General features: G+C 45.7%; 14 protein-coding genes, 1 tRNA gene, 3 pseudogenes and 1 other annotated feature. Of the genes and pseudogenes, 13 read left to right on the top strand and 5 right to left on the bottom strand.

Annotation, left to right across the window (positions count from 1 at the left end):
• Window positions 1-9 precede the first annotated feature (9 nt).
• Both topA and sohB read right to left on the bottom strand, forming a co-directional pair.
• Window positions 10-2,607 carry a type I DNA topoisomerase gene (topA, locus tag HH682_RS00970; protein ID WP_214235363.1) on the bottom strand — a complete coding sequence of 866 codons (2,598 nt, stop codon included), beginning with the start codon at window positions 2,605-2,607 and terminating at the stop codon, window positions 10-12.
• 344 nt (window positions 2,608-2,951) lie between these two features.
• Window positions 2,952-3,995 (bottom strand): protease SohB, encoded by a 1,044-nt coding sequence (sohB, locus tag HH682_RS00965; protein WP_214235361.1) that lies wholly within the window; start codon window positions 3,993-3,995, stop codon window positions 2,952-2,954.
• Window positions 3,996-4,133: 138 nt separating this feature from the next.
• Between sohB and HH682_RS00960 the strand changes: the two genes are divergently transcribed.
• The 10 genes and pseudogenes from HH682_RS00960 to HH682_RS00920 all read left to right on the top strand — a co-directional run bounded on the left by HH682_RS00960 (window position 4,134) and on the right by HH682_RS00920 (window position 10,759).
• A complete protein-coding gene (locus HH682_RS00960) occupies window positions 4,134-4,895 on the top strand; it encodes a YciK family oxidoreductase (protein WP_214235359.1) in 762 nt (253 codons plus the stop codon).
• A gap of 81 nt (window positions 4,896-4,976) precedes the next feature.
• A complete protein-coding gene (locus HH682_RS00955) occupies window positions 4,977-5,543 on the top strand; it encodes a DsbA family protein (RefSeq protein WP_214235357.1) in 567 nt (188 codons plus the stop codon).
• 126 nt (window positions 5,544-5,669) lie between these two features.
• A tRNA-Asn gene (locus HH682_RS00950) sits at window positions 5,670-5,745 on the top strand.
• A 164-nt stretch (window positions 5,746-5,909) separates the two neighbouring features.
• A pseudogene (locus tag HH682_RS15645) lies at window positions 5,910-6,176 on the top strand (Arm DNA-binding domain-containing protein); the annotation flags it as partial.
• A 122-nt stretch (window positions 6,177-6,298) separates the two neighbouring features.
• The gene (locus HH682_RS00945) at window positions 6,299-7,144 is read left to right on the top strand and encodes a DUF3289 family protein (RefSeq protein ID WP_214235355.1); all 846 of its coding nucleotides are present in this window, start codon (window positions 6,299-6,301) and stop codon (window positions 7,142-7,144) included.
• Window positions 7,144-7,533 carry a DUF943 family protein gene (locus HH682_RS00940; RefSeq protein WP_250318470.1) on the top strand — a complete coding sequence of 130 codons (390 nt, stop codon included), beginning with the start codon at window positions 7,144-7,146 and terminating at the stop codon, window positions 7,531-7,533. The genes HH682_RS00945 and HH682_RS00940 overlap by 1 nt, the downstream gene beginning before the upstream one ends.
• 38 nt (window positions 7,534-7,571) lie before the next feature.
• The gene (locus HH682_RS00935) at window positions 7,572-8,417 is read left to right on the top strand and encodes a DUF3289 family protein (RefSeq protein ID WP_214235353.1); all 846 of its coding nucleotides are present in this window, start codon (window positions 7,572-7,574) and stop codon (window positions 8,415-8,417) included.
• Complete coding sequence (locus HH682_RS00930; RefSeq protein WP_250318469.1) at window positions 8,417-8,806, top strand: DUF943 family protein; 390 nt, start codon at window positions 8,417-8,419, stop codon at window positions 8,804-8,806. Before HH682_RS00935 ends, HH682_RS00930 begins: the two co-directional genes overlap by 1 nt.
• Window positions 8,807-8,917: 111 nt before the next feature.
• Window positions 8,918-9,376: pseudogene (locus HH682_RS00925) on the top strand (DDE-type integrase/transposase/recombinase); the annotation flags it as partial.
• Between the two features lie 96 nt (window positions 9,377-9,472).
• Window positions 9,473-10,759 carry a histidine-type phosphatase gene (locus HH682_RS00920; RefSeq protein WP_214235351.1) on the top strand — a complete coding sequence of 429 codons (1,287 nt, stop codon included), beginning with the start codon at window positions 9,473-9,475 and terminating at the stop codon, window positions 10,757-10,759.
• Between the two features lie 38 nt (window positions 10,760-10,797).
• Here the strand turns inward: HH682_RS00920 and rluB are convergent, their stop codons facing one another.
• The gene (rluB, locus tag HH682_RS00915) at window positions 10,798-11,742 is read right to left on the bottom strand and encodes a 23S rRNA pseudouridine(2605) synthase RluB (protein ID WP_214235349.1); all 945 of its coding nucleotides are present in this window, start codon (window positions 11,740-11,742) and stop codon (window positions 10,798-10,800) included.
• Between the two features lie 278 nt (window positions 11,743-12,020).
• On the opposite strand from rluB, the gene HH682_RS00910 reads away from it, so the two are divergent.
• Window positions 12,021-12,488: a hypothetical protein gene (locus HH682_RS00910; RefSeq protein WP_214235347.1), complete on the top strand. Its 468-nt coding sequence runs from the start codon at window positions 12,021-12,023 to the stop codon at window positions 12,486-12,488.
• Window positions 12,489-12,523: 35 nt separating this feature from the next.
• Here HH682_RS00910 and HH682_RS00905 read toward each other — a convergent pair whose 3' ends face one another.
• Both HH682_RS00905 and rnm read right to left on the bottom strand, forming a co-directional pair.
• Window positions 12,524-13,144, bottom strand: a complete 621-nt coding sequence (locus tag HH682_RS00905; protein WP_092675377.1) for an L-threonylcarbamoyladenylate synthase — start codon at window positions 13,142-13,144, stop codon at window positions 12,524-12,526.
• A 9-nt stretch (window positions 13,145-13,153) separates the two neighbouring features.
• Window positions 13,154-14,029 carry an RNase RNM gene (gene rnm, locus HH682_RS00900; protein WP_214235345.1) on the bottom strand — a complete coding sequence of 292 codons (876 nt, stop codon included), beginning with the start codon at window positions 14,027-14,029 and terminating at the stop codon, window positions 13,154-13,156.
• Between the two features lie 152 nt (window positions 14,030-14,181).
• Window positions 14,182-14,291, top strand: a sequence feature (Trp leader region).
• Window positions 14,292-14,315: 24 nt separating this feature from the next.
• Between rnm and HH682_RS00895 the strand changes: the two genes are divergently transcribed.
• Together HH682_RS00895 and trpD are read left to right on the top strand one after the other, a co-directional pair.
• On the top strand, window positions 14,316-15,872 hold the full coding sequence (locus tag HH682_RS00895) for an anthranilate synthase component 1 (protein ID WP_214235343.1): 1,557 nt from the start codon (window positions 14,316-14,318) through the stop codon (window positions 15,870-15,872).
• A pseudogene (gene trpD, locus HH682_RS00890) lies at window positions 15,872-17,461 on the top strand (bifunctional anthranilate synthase glutamate amidotransferase component TrpG/anthranilate phosphoribosyltransferase TrpD). Before HH682_RS00895 ends, trpD begins: the two are co-directional and overlap by 1 nt.
• Window position 17,462: the final 1 nt, after the last annotated feature.

Raw genomic sequence — 17,462 nt, 5'->3', positions numbered from 1 at the left:
GTGGAGGGGTTACTTTTTAGCTTCTTGCCATTTACCATTGATATAAAACAGAGTCCAATTGGTCGCTTTACCCTCTTTTTCAGAAGAGACATATTGCTGCTTTGTTTTACGGCTGTATCTAACGAGAGTTTTATTATCTTGAGGATCCGTTGCAGGCGCTTCGGTCAAATAAATAAACTTCTCAGGTAAACGTTCTTTAAAACGCTGCAACTCTTCAATAAGAGGGGCGCGTGTTTCACGTGATTTAGGGAAAGTATTGGCCGCAAGGAAAATTCCAGATGCCCCATCCCGTAATACAAAATAGGCTTCAGATTTTTCGCAAACTAATTCAGGTAAGGGAACCGGATCTTCCTTCGGTGGCGCCACCTCTCCGTTACGTAAAATTTTTCGCGTATTTTTACACTCTTCATTGGTACAGGCCATGTACTTACCAAAGCGTCCCAATTTTAGATGCATCTCACTGCCGCATTTGTCGCATTCAACAATTGGGCCATCATAGCCTTTAATACGAAACTCGCCTTCTTCAACTTCATAACCGTCGCACGAAGGATTGTTACCACACACATGAAGTTTACGTTTCTCATCGATGAGATAACTGTCCATTGCCGTACCACATTTAACACAGCGACGGCGTGCACGTAAGGCATTAGTTTCCGCATCATCCCCTTCGAGGATATTCAACACTTCGCTTTCAGGAATGAGATTGATAGTTTGCTTACACCGTTCTTTAGGAGGCAAGGCGTAGCCTGAACACCCTAAAAAGACGCCAGTGGTGGCGGTACGAATTCCCATAGCGCGTTCACAGGTCGGGCAATCGATAGAGGTGAGCACCATTGGGTTAGGTTGCATTCCCCCTTCTGCCGGATCTTTTTCAGCTTGGGTTAGCTGCTGAGTGAAGTCACCGAAGAAATTATCAAGTACCCCTTTCCATTCGGCCTGGTCATTGGCGACTTGGTCAAGATTATCTTCCATCCGCGCGGTAAAATCATAATTCATCAACTCTTGGAAATTCTCTTCCAAGCGATCAGTGACGATCTCGCCCATTTTTTCCGCGTAGAAGCGGCGATTCTCGACTTGTACGTAACCACGGTCTTGAATGGTGGAAATGATTGACGCATAGGTAGAAGGTCGACCAATACCCCGCTTCTCTAATTCACGCACCAATGACGCTTCACTAAAGCGAGCCGGTGGCTTGGTGAAAAGCTGCCGCGGTAAAACTTCTTGTAAATCGAGCGCATCACCGACCGTCACGACAGGAAGCGTCATATCTTCATCATTTTTACGCAGGGCTGGCATCACCTTTGTCCAACCATCAAAACGTAAAGTACGTCCTTTCGCCTTGAGTAGATACTCGTCCGCTTTAACCGTCAACGTCGTCGAATCGTAACGGGCGTGGGTCATCTGACAGGCAACGAATTGACGCCAAATAAGTTGATATAACTTACGTGCGTCAGCTTCCATATCTTTAAGCTGATCGGCATCAACTGAAACGTCTGAAGGGCGGATGGCTTCGTGAGCTTCTTGGGAATTCTCTTTATTCGAATAAAGGGTCGCAGAGTCTGGCAAATACTTATCACCAAATTCTGATTGGATATAGTCGCGTGCCATACTCAGCGCGTCCTGGCTTAAGTTGGTTGAGTCAGTACGCATATAGGTGATGTGACCACCCTCATACAGACGTTGCGCCAACATCATGGTCTTTTTCACGCCATAGCCAAGCCGTGTGCTGGCAGCTTGTTGTAACGTTGAAGTGATAAAAGGGGCGCTGGCTTTACTACTCGTTGGTTTATCTTCGCGGTCAAGGACCTCAAATCGTGCTTTTTTAAGTAGCTTAACTGCTGAGTCAGCGTCTTGTTTGTTGGTTGGACGAAATGCACTGTCATGTTTATGAGTGACGCGCATCAGTAGCTCATCACCTTTCGGGGTGTTGAGCGTAGTATCCACTTCCCAATACTCTTGAGGCACAAAAGCTTTAATTTCACGCTCGCGCTCAACCACTAAACGTACCGCGACAGACTGCACACGACCAGCAGAAAGGCCACGCGCTATCTTTTTCCACAATAATGGGGAGACCATATAGCCCACAACGCGGTCCATAAAGCGGCGAGCTTGTTGGGCATTGACGCGGTCGATATTTAACTGCCCTGGCTTTTCGAAGGCTTGTTGGATAGCGTTCTTAGTAATCTCGTTAAACACCACACGGCTGAAACGTTGATCGTCACCGCCGATAATTTCCCGTAAGTGCCACGCAATAGCTTCCCCTTCGCGGTCCAAATCCGTTGCGAGGTAAATATGGTCAGCATCTTTCGCGAGTGCTTGTAACTCAGCCACTACTTTCTCTTTGCCCGGTAAGATTTGGTAATTCGCTTTCCAACCGTGCCACGGATCAACGCCCATACGGTTCACTAACGCTTCGGTTGCGTCCTTTTTAACCGCTTTGGTCCCTTTGGCTTTACTGGTAGTCCCACTTTTTTTTGTTGCCGAACCACTTGTTGGTAAGTCACGAATGTGACCCACACTTGATTTGACAACGTAGCCACTGCCCAGATATTTATTAATCGTTTTGGCCTTTGCAGGTGACTCCACTATTACAAGTGCTTTACCCATAAATAATCTACCTAATAGAAACGTTCAACGAACGTAAAAAAACGTTGATGGATAACATTCATTACCCGCTAAATTCTGTTACAGAATATGTTGTATAGCATAATTGTGGCATTCCAGCGGGAAATAACCAACTGATTAAAATAATTTAATTTCCAGCATTATCATAAAACCAGACCTGTTAGTCTGCTACGCTAAATCGCCACACTCTACCTGATAAAATCAGTTTCGCAACATTAATTCTAGCCACTTGCGGGATAACCCTAGAAAAAAACTGACAGGATAATTATCCAGATAACGGCTAAAAAGCCTCTGGTAAAAGAGGCTTCAACATAGAGAGATTGGTGTTAGAGTAGCGGTTTCTGACCCCGTTGCCATAACTTAAGTATTGCCTTTTCAAATACCGTTGCACCGCTTTGAGTAAAGCGTTCCATGACGGTTTTACGACGGGTATAGCATAGACTTAGCAACCTGAATTGCTGCATCTTACTGATTATCAGTGCATCGCTAGTCGCGATCTCATCGATAAGCCCTTTTTCTAACGCCTGTTTGCCATACCAATGCTCTCCAGTCGCCACGCTATTGATATCTAGGCTCGGACGCATCTCTGCAACGAATGACTTAAACAGCTGATGGGTTTCATCCAGGTCTTGACGGAATTTTTCGCGCCCCTCTTCACTGTTCTCACCCAACATGGTCAGCGTACGTTTATATTGTCCTGCCGTATGCAACTCGACATCGATGTCATTTTTCTTTAATAAACGATGGATATTGGGAATTTGCGCCACAACGCCAATAGAACCGATAATAGAGAAAGGGGCTGCTACGATATGGTTAGCTACGCAAGCCATCATATAGCCGCCGCTGGCTGCCACTTTATCAACCACGGCCGTCAGGGTTAATCCTTTATCACGGATACGTTGTAATTGTGAAGCCGCTAAACCATAGCCATGTACAACACCGCCGGGACTTTCCAGTTTGAGTAAAACTTCATCACCTGGTTTCGCAACAGACAGGACGGCAGAGACTTCTTTACGAAGTGTCTCGACTTCATGAGCATCCATACTGCCTTTAAAATTTAATAAGAAGAGGACAGACTTAGTAGGCGTACTTCCCGCTTTCGCATTGGCTTTCTCTTCTTTTAAACGCGCCTTCTCATTCTGTTTTTGTGTTTTGCGCCACTGCTTCTGAGCTGAGGGGTCAACGAGAGCTTGTTCAAGACGTTTCTGAAGTTGTTCAAACTCTTTACCAGGATCGCGAATCAGTAACTCACCAGGGGATTGCTTCGTTTTGCTACGCTGATTCACAATAAAAACCACTATACCCAAGATGACCACTACCAAGGTCACACTTTTGGCTAGGAATAAACTATATTCTGCTGTAAAACCCACGTTATTCTCCTCTCGAGGGTAAGTGACGATAAAAATTAATTGTTTGAAATAATCTGTCGCGGTGAGTCATCCCCTATAATTGTAACATAGCCATAGAAACGGCATAACCGCTCATCTCTTCTGCTTAAGGAAAACGCTATGCAATATCAAGCAGCCAACGATCTGTTAAAAAATCGAACAATACTTGTCACGGGTGCAACCGATGGAATTGGACATGAAGCAGCGCTCACTTATGCGCGACACGGTGCGCGGTTGATCCTTCTTGGCCGTAATCAACAGAAGCTCGATCATGTTGGCGCCGAAATCCATCATAAATTTGGTCAATTCCCTTCCCTCTTCAAAATAGATTTCGCTACTGCTAAACCAGAAGATTATCAGACACTCGCGCAACATATTGCCTTAGTCGCTCCCACCCTTGATGGGGTCTTACATAACGCAGGAATATTGGGTAAAATTTTACCATTGATGGATACGCCACCCACACTTTGGAAACAGGTGATGACCGTCAATCTCGATGCAACTTTTTACCTTACGCAAGCCATCATGCCCTTACTGCTTAATGCTGAGCAAGCCTCGTTGATTTTCACAACATCGAGTGTTGGTCGCCAAGGCCGCGAAGGTTGGGGAGCTTATGCGATGTCCAAGTTTGCCACCGAAGGGATGATGCAAGTGTTAGCAGAAGAGCTTGCCGATACACAAGTTCGGGTAAATTGTATTAATCCTGGTGGCACTCGCACCCAGATGCGGGCTAACGCTTACCCGAGTGAAGATAGTACGAAGCTGAAAACGCCGAGCGATATTATGCCGCTTTATCTTTGGTTGATGGGTGATGATAGTCAAGCGACTCACGGTCAAAGTCTCGATGCACAGCCTGGGCGCAAAGCGGGCCCTGCGGAATAATCAGGCGTCTCTCACTGGAAAATGTGACTTATCTTTGCCATGCTTGGTGCATAAACAATCATTAACGCAAGGATAAGTACCATGACTGACGTCCTATTTCACCATAGCGAGCAGAGCTTTACTTGGGGAAGTGGAGATCCTGTGTTAGAGGTTTTTTTAGAACCCACATGTCCTTTTTCAGTTCTGACTTTTAATAAACTCCCTGCCTTGCTGGCTGACGCCGGCAAGGATCATTTACAAATTAAAATCCGGCTGCAGTCGCAGCCTTGGCATATGTTCTCCAGCATTATTGTGCGTTATATCCTTGCAGCATCTACTTTGGTTGAAGGTCAAGCGGCAGTGCAAGCAGTGATGCAAAGTGTGGCTGATCACCGTGAGCAATTTGAATTTATCGATCACTGTCGGGGGCCAAACTTGCATACCACGCCAGAACAATTGCTGAAACGTTTAGCGGCTTACAGTGGCGTGGATGTGAGAGATATCTTTGACCAAACCAATTTGCAAGATTTAGTGAAACGGCAAGCAAAATATGCTCGGCAGAATGGGATACATGTGTCGCCGAGCTTTATGGTCAACGGCTTATTACAACCTGATATGAGTAGCCAAGACACTGTCGAAGAATGGATGCATAAGCTTGGTCTAGGCTAACAAATTCAGTGAGTTAACCTATTTTTTAACCAAGTTGTCGCTTTCTTATTCACTCAGACGTTATGATGTAATTTTAGCTTTGACATGGCTGCGGTGAATCGTTACGATGCGCCGCGTTAACCCAATTCCTCTGTAGTTCAGTTGGTAGAACGGCGGACTGTTAATCCGTATGTCACTGGTTCGAGTCCAGTCTGAGGAGCCATATTAAAGAAACCAGATGTCTACTGACGTCTGGTTTTTTGCTTTCTATCAATAGGTTATTCCCTCTCGTTTGCCTACTCTCGTTCACTAAAAACACTCTACGCTACACCCTTTGCTGGTAAAGCGGGTTCGATTTTCTTTTTACCAGTAATCAGGGAAACCGTTATTTCACTTACTGATACTAAAGTAAAAAATGCAAAGCTTTCTGAAAAGACCATCAAGCTCACTGATGGGTTCGGCCTCTGCCTGCTGTTTCATCTCAACGACTCAAAATACTGGCGGTTAGGTGATCGCTTTGAAGATAAAAAAGTTGTTATCCATAGGCGCCTACCCTGCCGTATCTCTGGCAGACGCAAGGCAACATCGCGACGAAGCTAGAAGCTTTTCACATCCGGAATTGATCCCAGCGCTAAAAATAGGATGACAACAAAATCATGCTGGAAAAGAGTAATAATACCCATATCAAATAAAGGGTTTTACGTTATACTTTGTTAAAAGGGTGATTTGTAATGTTAATCAACATAAATCCAAATCCAGGTAAGGGAGTACCCCCTATGAGTAATGCAGTATTTCCTGCAACGGTGTTTACAACCCAGCGGTGTTTCAATGATTTGTCTACAGATGATATGCGTTATGGGGACATGCCGGAAGACAGGCTCAAAAGAGAGTTCGGGCTTAACTACATATCGAATGTGGTTGATCCCTACACCTTAACTCGACTGACAGCGTTTGATAATCCGCAATCAAGGTTCGCAGGGACTTATGGTGGTATTCACCGTGGGGCTAAGTTAAGCATTCAGCAATGTGCTCAGCTATTATTTGAAGAAATGCAGGTAACATCTCTACCTTTTTCTTTCATTGGTCCGCACAGGCATTTAATCAATCAGATGCTTAGCAATTTTCAGTCATCACGCGGAGTAGATTTCCATAATCCTCAATTAGATATAGCTTATCGGGATAAGTTGCACTCTGACTATGCAGTCAAGAAAACAATCTCTATTATGCAAGAAACTATTGGATCATTTATTGACTACACCTCTAGAGGATATCCTCAGGAGCGCTTAGGTGATTTAACATCTGCCATCAAACTCTCAGTACTTCCCAAATTTGATTCTTTGATACTTGATAAAATTAATGGGATGGGAATTACTATCCACGACGTTTATGCAACAAAAATCGACATCCTCCGTCTTGATGTTAATAACTATGGTTGGAAAGCAAGTGTCAGGTTCACAGGTCAGGATCATTTTGGCCTGGATGTCAGTGATATACGTAAGCAGAAATTTTATCAATTCCAGTTTTTCAGAATATGGTTTGTTCTTCAGCGATTTAATAAATTTAGCTTTCGCCCATTCCTGACAACGATGCAAGCAGTCATCGATATAAAAGGAAACCGATAATGCGAAGGTTTGTAATCTCAATATTTTTACTACTATTAATTGTTATTGGCTATCTGATAATAACGAAGCCACATGTCTCTGTGGTTGATGCACATTATGATGGCAGAACTGGACAGGTGATTGTCGATAAATTACCTTTTCTCGAATCAGACAAGATATCATGGTGGAACGAAAGTAAGGAAAACATAATGCGAAAATACAATATCCCATCAGGCCAAAATACTCCTTTCCTAATCACCATTTATGCTTTTGGAGATGGGTATAAAGAAGAAGAGGAAGAAGACAGACGCTGTTTTCAAAACATAAAACCGCCTAAAAATTGTATTGATAAAAATATTATTATGTCAATAACCCGTAGACGTGATGGCAGTGTAAATTATGATTTTTAATTTCAATTGAGATAAATCCAGGTAAGGGAGTACCTCCTATGAGTAATGCAGTATTTCCTGCAACGGTGTTTACAACCCAGCGGTGTTTCATTGATTTTTCTACAGATGATATGCGTTATGGGGACATGCCGGAAGACAGGCTCAAAAAAGAGTTCGGGCTTAACTACATATCGAATGTGGTTGATCCCTATACCTTAACCCGACTGACAGCGTTTGATAATCCGCAATCAAGGTTCGCAGGGACTTATGGTGGCATTCACCGTGGGGCTAAGTCAAGCATTCAGCAATGTGCTAAGCTATTATTTGAAGAAATGCAGGTAACGTCTCTACCTTTTTCTTTCATTGGTCCGCACAGGCATTTAATCAATCAGATGCTTAGCAATTTTCAGTCATCACGCGGAGTAGATTTCCATAATCCTCAATTAGATATAGCTTATCGGGATAAGTTGCGCTCTGACTATGCCACAAGACAAACCAAAACAGTTTTACATGACAATATAGGATTATTTATTGACTATAATAATAAAGGATTTCCGAATGATAAATTAAAAAACCTCACCAGCGCGCTTCAGGATTCTATACTGCCAAAGTTCGACTCTTTCCTCCTTGATAAAATTAATGGAATGGGAATTACTATCCACGACGTTTATGCAACAAAAATCGACATTCTCCGTCTTGATGTTAATAACTATGGTTGGAAAGCAAGTGTCAGGTTTACAGGTCAGGATCATTTTGGCCTGGATATCAGTGATATACGTAAGCAGAAATTTTATCAGTTCCAGTTTTTCAGAATATGGTTTGTTCTTCAGCGATTTAATAAATTCGGTTTTCGCCCATTCCTGACAACGATGCAAGCAGTCATCGATATAGAAGGAAACCGATAATGCGAAGGTTTTTAATCTCAATATTTTTACTACTATTAATTGTTATTGGCTATCTGATAATAAGGAAGCCACATGTCTCTGTGGTTGATGCACACTATGATGGCAGCACTGCACAGGTGATTGTCGATAAATTACCTTTAACTAATGCAGAAAAAATTAATTGGTGGAGGAAAAATAAAGCTCAAATTCTTAAAAAATACAATATACCGACAGGAGATAAAATACCATTCCTTATCGTAATCTATGTCTTTGGTAATGGCTATCAGGTAGAAGGTAAAGAAGACAGACTTTGCTTCTTGGACGTTAAACCACCAAAAAACTGCATTGACAAAAACATCCGCATGATAATCTGGCGCACACGTGATGGTGGCGTAAAATACCAATTTTGATATCTTTAACTCCCTTATCACTAAATACTTCATTATCAGGCCTGAACGCTAGTTACTTCTTAAGTATTAATACATAACGAAGCGAAATAAGGTCATATCTCTAATACTTAGTTAGGTTTACACCTTAAGCGGCGGATCAAAAAGTGCTGCCAGAGCGAAAGAGAAAGCCGTTATCTGTTGTCAATCAGCCTGATATTCAATGGTACTAGATTTTATGCATGATAGCTTATATTGCGGTAAGCGTTTCAGAACTTTGAATATTATTGATGAGGGGACAGATCAATGTCTTACGATTAAAGTTGATACGCCATTGCTTGCAGAAAGAGTTATCCGTGCCCTCAACGGTTGAAAGAAGAATGTGGGCTTCCTCGGCAAATCAGAGTTGATAACGGGCCAGAGCTGATATCGGTTAACTTAATAAATTACCGTGAATATAATGAGAATAAACTCTGTATCCATGAAAGTTTGGGAAAAATTCCCTCGGAGATATACCAGAAACAGCTAGAAAACGCTAATCAGCGTTTGTCTCAGATAACGGGGAGTGGACAGCACCACTGTAAGGACAGTTAAGATATCTTAGCTCGGTAAAAACCATTACCATCGGAGCAAAAATATATATAACAACTGTTTCTCATCCACAATATCATCAATGAGGGTATTCATTTTATGCGATATGGGTCGCCCGTAAAGACACTATTATTAGCTTGCACCCTACCCTTATTGAGCTTCGCAACGCTCAGCGAGGCAAGCCCACACTATATCCTAGATAAAGTGGTGGTAGTCGCGCGCCACGGTGTACGCTCACCCACTGATGATCATCAGTACGCTGCTCTGACTGGACAACGCTGGCCAACTTGGAATGTCCCAGCAGGTAACCTTACAGGGCATGGTTACGCAGGGATGGTGCAGCAAGGCAGGTATTTTCGCGAACAATGGCAGCGTCTTGGATTGGCGCCTGCCTTAAGCCAAGGCTGCCCAACAGCGCATAGCGTCAGTTTATGGGCAGCACCCGACCAACGTACACAAGCCACAGGAAGCGCATTACTTGATGGATTATTTCCCGGCTGCGGAATACCGATTGCACACAGTCATGGCGCGAAGGATCCGCTGTTCGACGCCATTAAGATGGGCATCACTAAACCGAATACCGCGCTAATACTTGCGCAAGTCCGTGCGCGAATAGCGGAACGCTCACCCTTATCATCTCATTACCACGCGGCGATAGCCCTGTTTCGCCAAGCGGTGTGTAACCCTGATTCACCAAGCTGCGCATTCTTGGAAAAACCATGGGGCGTGAGCATTAACGATAATGGACAAGTCAAATTAACTGGGACAGTGGCTTATGCGGCTTCGATGGCAGAGAGTATTCGACTCGCTTACAGCGAAAATCTCCCCCTTTCCGAGGTGGCTTTTGGGCATGCTCCTCAAGCTAGCGATGTGAGTCGGTTAATGGCACTGCATGCAGCAAAGTACGATTTAGTCAGTGATACCCCTGAATACGCTAGACAAGGTGGCTCAATACTGATGACTCAAATTATCAATGCTCTGGCAGAAAGCCCCAATGCTTATGCTTCGCGATTAACGCGTCCGATCGTTATCTTTGTCGGTCACGATACCAATATCGCCCAACTCCAGACAATGTTGGGGTTTAACTGGCAACTAGCTGAATATCCTCGCAACGATATCCCACCAGGAGGTAGCTTACTTTTTTTACGCTTTCATGACGTTAAGACCGGGAAACAGTTTATACAGTTAAGCTTTGAGACCAGAAGTCTGGATCAATGGCGCTCGCTGAGTCGGCTATCATTAGAAAATCCGCTGCTTGAAGCCCGCTATACGCAAAGAGGCTGTTTCCATCATGGAGCGGAATTGCTCTGCCCACTATCTGCTTTTCTTATCCATGCCCGCCAACACATTGTGAATCAGGGTACAGACCAGCCTCTTTTTCAGTAGTAAAAAAGGCCCTTTCGGGCCTTGATTATTTAACTGGATTACTTCGCTTGTTGACGCTTAGAGTTCGGTCGCGCCTTAGCCGTTGGAGAAGCCGGTCTTCCCTTCTGACTGCTCTCGCCCCGTGCGGCTTGGCGGCGTGTATTACCTGAAATTTGATTATGGCGTTTCACCGCACGACGAATTTGATTCGCTTTAGTGCTACGGCGGTCTTTCTCAACGGCAAGCTTGGTCACCGTTTCTTCGCTCATCCCTACCAGCTCACGCAAGTAGTTAACGGCCGCGAGATCCATCTCGGTGTATCCACCCCGTGGAAGTCCTTTAGGAAGGAGAATATCGCCGTAACGAACACGCATCAATCGGCTTACTTGTACACCTACCGCTTCCCAGAGACGACGTACCTCACGGTTACGCCCTTCAGTCAAGGTAACGTTGTACCATTGGTTAATACCTTCACCGCCTCCAAACTTCAGGGTTTTAAAGGCTGCTGGGCCATCTTCGAGTTGCACGCCGAGGCTAAGTTGACGAATTTTATCATCATCGACTTGCCCAAAGACCCGCACCGCATACTCGCGTTCAACTTCACGACTTGGGTGCATTAAGCGGTTCGCGAGTTCACCATCGGTAGTAAACAGCAGCAGCCCACAGGTATTAACATCCAGACGCCCTACTGCTATCCAGCGCGCGCCATGTAATTTTGGTAATCGGTCAAAGACGGTCGGGCGACCTTCAGGATCATTACGCGTACAGAGCTCACCTTCAGGTTTGTAGTACGCTAAGACCCGACACACTTCACTTTCTGTTGCAATGACCGCCACTTGACGACCATCAATACGTATTTTTAATGCATTTGACGGTTCGACTCTGTCGCCGAGTGTGGCGATTTTGCCATCAACGCTCACACGACCTGCCGCTATCATCGTTTCAATTTCACGACGTGAACCGTGTCCCGCCCGCGCTAAAACTTTCTGTAACTTCTCACTCATAACTGCCTCGCTGTCGCCTTCCCAGGCATCAGTTTATAAATTCGTTAAAAATCAATAACTTAAGTTATTATCTACTGCCATTATACAGGATGAAAGATTGGATGTAACGCCTTTTATCTCGCTGCCTTAGGGATTTTGTTTGCTGGAAATAGCTAAGCTATACTGAGTCATTGACATAACCCTCTGTCATTATCAACTCTAGCCAATGAGAAGTTTCGCTAATCAACTGTTGAAGACGTCCAACAAACCTCAGGGTTTATTTTATAACGGAGTTTCCCATGCGTTTACCTCGTCGTTCTCTCCCGCTGATGCTTAGCGGTGTCCTGCTGCTCGCCAGCTCGTGCTACGCAGACTCTACCCAAAATATAGATCAACGACTCGACCAACTGATGGGTGCTCACAGCCATACGCAGTACCATCAATTCTTCGAGACGTTCCAACGTGCAGTGGTAAGCCACAATAAGCAGCAAGTCGCCAGCATGTTAAGCTATCCGATCACGGCTCAAGTAGCGGGTAGGGATCGCATTCTGCTCAATAAAAAAGCCTTCCTCGCTGTTTACGATAAGGTATTTACCCCGAGTCTACAGGATGTCGTGCGTCACCAACGTTATTCCGATCTCTTCGCCAACAGCGATGGTGTGATGATAGGCGAGCAGGGAGAAATTTGGTTTAGCGGCATCTGCCAGCAAGGATCCTGTCGACCATTCACTGTGAAAATCATCCGCATCAACGGCGATTCACGTTAAGAAAGATTGGGCAATAGAGCCATTGCCCAATCTGGCTATTCAAAGGGACGAGTATCTCCTGCGCCTTGGCGGACGACAACCGGCGACCCATCAGAGAGATCGATAACCGTGGTCGGATGCTGACCGATAGGGCCGCCATTCAGAATCAAATCGACTTGATTTCCGATAGTATCTTGGATTTCTTCTGGGTCGGATTCCGCGAAATCATTACCAGGAAGGATCAATGTGGTCGACATTAGGGGTTCGCCTAACGCTTCCAATAACGCTTGGGCAACAGGGTGTGACGTGACACGCAGTCCAATCGTTTTCCGTTTTTCATTCATCAAACGGCGCGGGACTTCTTTAGTCGCTTTTAGTAAGAAAGTGTAACTGCCTGGGGTGTTATTTTTGAGGAGGCGAAAGGCGATATTATCCACCTGCGCATAAGTCGACAGCTCCGATAAATCTCGACACATCAAGGTAAAGTGGTGGCGGCCATCTAATTGTCTCAAGCGAATAATCCGCTCCATGGCGGCTTTATCCTCAAGTTTACACCCTATGGCATATCCCGAATCTGTCGGATAAACAATCACTGAACCTTGATTAATTTGCTCAACCGCTTGTTTGACGATACGTGGCTGAGGGTTTTCTGGATGAATATAAAATAATTGACTCATAGTAGTCTCCTACCCCCGAGTTGGGGCAGCTAAAGCTGGAAATTTTTCCCATATGGGAACCACATCTTTCGGTAACCACAGTTTACGACCTAACTCTATCCATGCACAGGGCTGATGGAAATCAGAGCCAAGCGAGGCTGATAAGCCGTAATCCATTGCATACTTGGCCAGTTGTTGCCGTTCATTCGGTGCCTGTTGGCATTGTGCGACTTCCATTGCATCCCCTCCGATTTCAGCGAAGTATGCCAATAAGCGCTTCAGCCATTTAGTAGAGAGTTGATAGCGTGCAGGATGGGCGACCACGGCTACTCCTCCGGCTTGATGAATCGCTTCCACCGCAGTGGGGAGCGTACACCATTGCGCCGGGACATATCCCGTTTTGCCGCGAGCAAGATAATTTTTGAATACCTGCGCCATCGTCTCAGCTTTACCTTGCTGAATAAGGTAACGAGCGAAATGGGCCCGAGTAATTTGCCCTTCCCCCGCTTTTTCTCGTGCACCGCTCAGCGCCCCAGCAATACCAGCTTTCGCTAAGCGTTCAGCAATCATAGCCGCACGGACTTCACGCCGCTGATATTGCTGCTGTAATAAATCCACCATGGCCGGGTGTTGTGGGTCGAAGCCTAAGCCCACAATATGAATCTCATGATTTTCCCATAATGTGGAGATCTCTACTCCCGTAATCAGGGTAAGATCGAGATCCTCTGCGTGAATAGCAGCTTCGGCGGCTTCTATCGCTGCAGTAGTATCGTGGTCAGTGATCGCCAATACCTTTACGCCACGCTCACTAGCTCGTAAAACGAGCTCTTGAGCACTCAGTACCCCATCTGACGCTTGGGTGTGGGTATGCAAATCATAGATAATCGCGCGTACATTCTCGGTCAAAATTTACTCTCTCAGACGTGTTCAACATTTCCCCTACTGATAAATCACTTTTAGTTAACGTAGACTGTTGACAATTCCGCCATGAACTAGTTAACTAGTACACAAGACTTCAGATAGGACACAATCTCATGATGGTTATAACGTTAAAGCTTTTACAATGGTGGCGCGTCACTCTCCCATAATCGGGCGACGTTGTCATGCATCCAGCTAAAATAACCGCTATGCAGATTTCTAAGCCCGCCCACTCGGCGGGCTTTTTATTGGAAGAATAAAAGAGATAACACTAATGACATCATGCAAACTCAAACTCATCACTGTTGAAACACCCTATTCTGCCGACCCTACCGCGCTATTTAACCAATTATGTGGTGCGAGACCGTCTACATTGCTGCTCGAATCGGCAGATGTCAGCAGTAAAGACGATTTACAAAGCTTAATGATTGTCGACAGCGCATTACGTATCAGCGCGATGAGAAATGTCGTCAACGTCCAAGCATTGAGTACTAACGGTCAAAGCCTGTTACCGCTACTGTGTGAAAAACTCCCGGCAGAAGCCCACACCAAGGTATCGGCCGATCAACTCGTCATTACCTTTAGCGAGACTCCAGCGCTTCAAGATGAAGACAGCCGTTTGAAATCCGCCTCGGTATTCGATGTGCTGCGCCTGATCCCCACATTAACTGCCAATAGCGATCAACAACGTCATGCCCTATTTTTAGGTGGTCTGTTTGCTTACGACTTAGTTGCCGGGTTCGAAGCACTTCCCCCTTTGCAGCAAGATCAAGCCTGTCCTGACTACTGCTTCTATCTGGCTGAAACACTCTTAGTCCTTGATCATCAGACACAGCAGGCGCGGCTACAAGCGAGCCTATTTACCGATAACAGCGAAGAGTTCCAACGTTTGCAAGCAAGACTGCATCAGCTTCATCAACAAATGTTGACTACACCCAATAAAGTGTCGGCTGCCCCGGTACAGGATATGCAGTTAACCTGTAATCAAGATGATGAAACCTACTGTAACGTCGTTAAAGCGTTACAAGTCGCTATTCGCCGTGGTGATATTTTCCAAGTTGTCCCGTCGCGACGTTTTTCTTTACCTTGTCCTTCACCGCTCGCCGCTTACGACGTATTGAAGAAAAGCAATCCAAGTCCTTATATGTTTTTCTTACAGGACCAAGATTTCAGCTTATTTGGTGCCTCACCCGAGAGCTCATTAAAATACGATGCCCAAAATCGCCAAATCGAGATTTACCCCATTGCCGGTACGCGGCCACGTGGCAGACACGCTGACGGATCACTCAATTTAGATTTGGATAGCCGTATCGAACTGGATATGCGTAGTGATGAAAAAGAGATGTCCGAACATCTTATGTTAGTGGATCTCGCTCGTAATGACTTGGCACGAATTTGCACCCCTGGGAGCCGCTATGTGGCTGACCTCACCAAAGTTGACCGTTATACCTTTGTTATGCATCTCGTTTCGCGGGTCGTTGGCCGTTTACGTGACGACTTAGACGTTTTGCATGCTTATCGTGCCTGCATGAACATGGGCACCTTAAGTGGAGCACCGAAAGTGCGCGCCATGCAACTGATTGCCGAGCATGAAAAGACGCGTCGTGGCAGCTACGGCGGTGCGGTCGGCTATTTTACCGGGTCCGGGGACTTCGATACCTGTATCGTGATCCGTTCAGCTTACGTCGAAAAAGGCATTGCCACCGTTCAAGCGGGTGCAGGGGTGGTTCTCGACTCTGATCCTCAGTCCGAAGCCGATGAAAGCCGGAATAAAGCGCGTGCTGTGCTGAGAGCCATCGCGACTGCCCATCATTGCCAGGAGACCTTCTAATGGCTGATATCTTATTAGTGGATAATTTTGATTCCTTTACTTATAACTTGGTCGATCAATTACGTACCTTTGGTCATAACGTCATTATTTTCCGAAATAATGTCCCGGTAGAGCAGTTGGTCACCAAGGTCACTAGCCTACACCAACCCATTGTGTTGTTATCGCCGGGTCCAGGTTCACCGAGTGAAGCAGGCTGTATGCCTGAGCTGCTAAAACAGTTACGGGGCAAAGTTCCAATCATCGGTATCTGTTTAGGCCACCAAGCTATCGTCGAAAGTTATGGTGGAACCGTGGGGCAAGCTGATGAAATCTTACACGGTAAAGCCTCAGACATTACGCATGATAACCAAGAAATGTTCCAACAGTTACCTTGTCCTCTACCCGTCGCACGGTATCACTCGTTGGTCGGCAGTAACGTTCCATCAAGCTTAACGGTTAATGCCACATTCAATGGCATGGTGATGGCGGTCAGACATGACGTGGACCGTGTGTGTGGCTTCCAATTTCATCCAGAATCCATCCTCACCACTCATGGCGCTAAATTACTGGAACAAACGCTGGCCTGGGCGTTAAAACGATAAGGGACTCTCATGAAAGCATTACTTGAACGCCTCTATCAGGGGCAATACATCAGCCAGCAAGAGAGTGAACAGCTCTTCTCTGCGGTGGTAAAAGGCGAAATTGACCCGGTGAGCTTGGCTGGGCTACTGATTGCCATGAAGGTGCGTGGCGAATCACCGCATGAGATCGCGGGAGCCGCAACGGCTTTTCTTAACCATGCCCTACCTTTTCCACGGCCAGATACATTATTCGCTGATATCGTCGGTACCGGCGGTGATGGTTCCAACAGTATTAATATTTCCACCGCCAGTGCCTTTGTCGCGGCCGCCTGTGGTTATAAAGTGGCGAAACATGGAAACCGCAGCGTCTCGAGTAAATCAGGCTCTTCTGATCTCTTAGCCGCTTTTGGGATTAATTTGGATATGCCGCCAGCCCAAGCGCGCGAAGCGCTGGACGATCTGAATCTTTGTTTTCTTTTCGCGCCGCACTACCACAGTGGCTTTCGTCATGCGATGCCAGTGCGTAAACAGTTAGGCACGCGAACGTTATTTAACGTTCTTGGCCCCCTGATTAACCCAGCACGACCACCTTTGGCACTGATTGGAGTTTATAGCCCAGAGCTTGTGCAGCCCGTAGCAGAGACATTACGGGTATTGGGCTATCAGCGGGCAGCTGTGGTGCATGGTGGGGGGATGGATGAGATTGCCATTCATACGATCACTGAAGTGGCTGAACTCAGGGATAATGAGATCACCCGTTATCAAATTAGCCCAGAAGATTTTGGTCTCTCCCTGCACCCAATAGAGAGCTTACGGGGCGGAACACCGGAAGAAAATCGTGACATTTTAGAGCAATTACTTCAGGGTAAAGGTAAGGAAGCGCATGAACACGCTATCGCTATCAATGTTGCGATGTTAATGAAACTGTTCGGCCAAGAAAACCTACGTGAAAATGCGACAAAAGCACTCGACATGCTGCGTAGTGGTGCTGCCTATCAATGTGTTACAGCGTTAGCCGCAAGAGGATAAT

The sequence above is a fragment of the Rosenbergiella gaditana genome (assembly GCF_018494065.1).
Lineage (GTDB): Bacteria > Pseudomonadota > Gammaproteobacteria > Enterobacterales > Enterobacteriaceae > Rosenbergiella > Rosenbergiella gaditana.
Note: the sequence above shows the minus strand (reverse complement) of the source record. Positions and strands in the feature narration are given on the sequence as shown.

What these genes read in the sequence shown, in the direction of transcription:
- HH682_RS00930 (WP_250318469.1), top strand. Translation starts at nt 8,417, where the DNA reads ATGCGAAGGTTTTTAATCTCAATATTTTTACTACTATTAATTGTTATT.
- HH682_RS00905 (WP_092675377.1), bottom strand. Translation starts at nt 13,144, where the DNA reads ATGAGTCAATTATTTTATATTCATCCAGAAAACCCTCAGCCACGTATC.
- HH682_RS00910 (WP_214235347.1), top strand. Translation starts at nt 12,021, where the DNA reads ATGCGTTTACCTCGTCGTTCTCTCCCGCTGATGCTTAGCGGTGTCCTG.
- HH682_RS00960 (WP_214235359.1), top strand. Translation starts at nt 4,134, where the DNA reads ATGCAATATCAAGCAGCCAACGATCTGTTAAAAAATCGAACAATACTT.
- HH682_RS00940 (WP_250318470.1), top strand. Translation starts at nt 7,144, where the DNA reads ATGCGAAGGTTTGTAATCTCAATATTTTTACTACTATTAATTGTTATT.
- HH682_RS00945 (WP_214235355.1), top strand. Translation starts at nt 6,299, where the DNA reads ATGAGTAATGCAGTATTTCCTGCAACGGTGTTTACAACCCAGCGGTGT.
- HH682_RS00920 (WP_214235351.1), top strand. Translation starts at nt 9,473, where the DNA reads ATGCGATATGGGTCGCCCGTAAAGACACTATTATTAGCTTGCACCCTA.
- HH682_RS00895 (WP_214235343.1), top strand. Translation starts at nt 14,316, where the DNA reads ATGACATCATGCAAACTCAAACTCATCACTGTTGAAACACCCTATTCT.
- rluB (WP_214235349.1), bottom strand. Translation starts at nt 11,742, where the DNA reads ATGAGTGAGAAGTTACAGAAAGTTTTAGCGCGGGCGGGACACGGTTCA.
- HH682_RS00955 (WP_214235357.1), top strand. Translation starts at nt 4,977, where the DNA reads ATGACTGACGTCCTATTTCACCATAGCGAGCAGAGCTTTACTTGGGGA.
- HH682_RS00935 (WP_214235353.1), top strand. Translation starts at nt 7,572, where the DNA reads ATGAGTAATGCAGTATTTCCTGCAACGGTGTTTACAACCCAGCGGTGT.
- topA (WP_214235363.1), bottom strand. Translation starts at nt 2,607, where the DNA reads ATGGGTAAAGCACTTGTAATAGTGGAGTCACCTGCAAAGGCCAAAACG.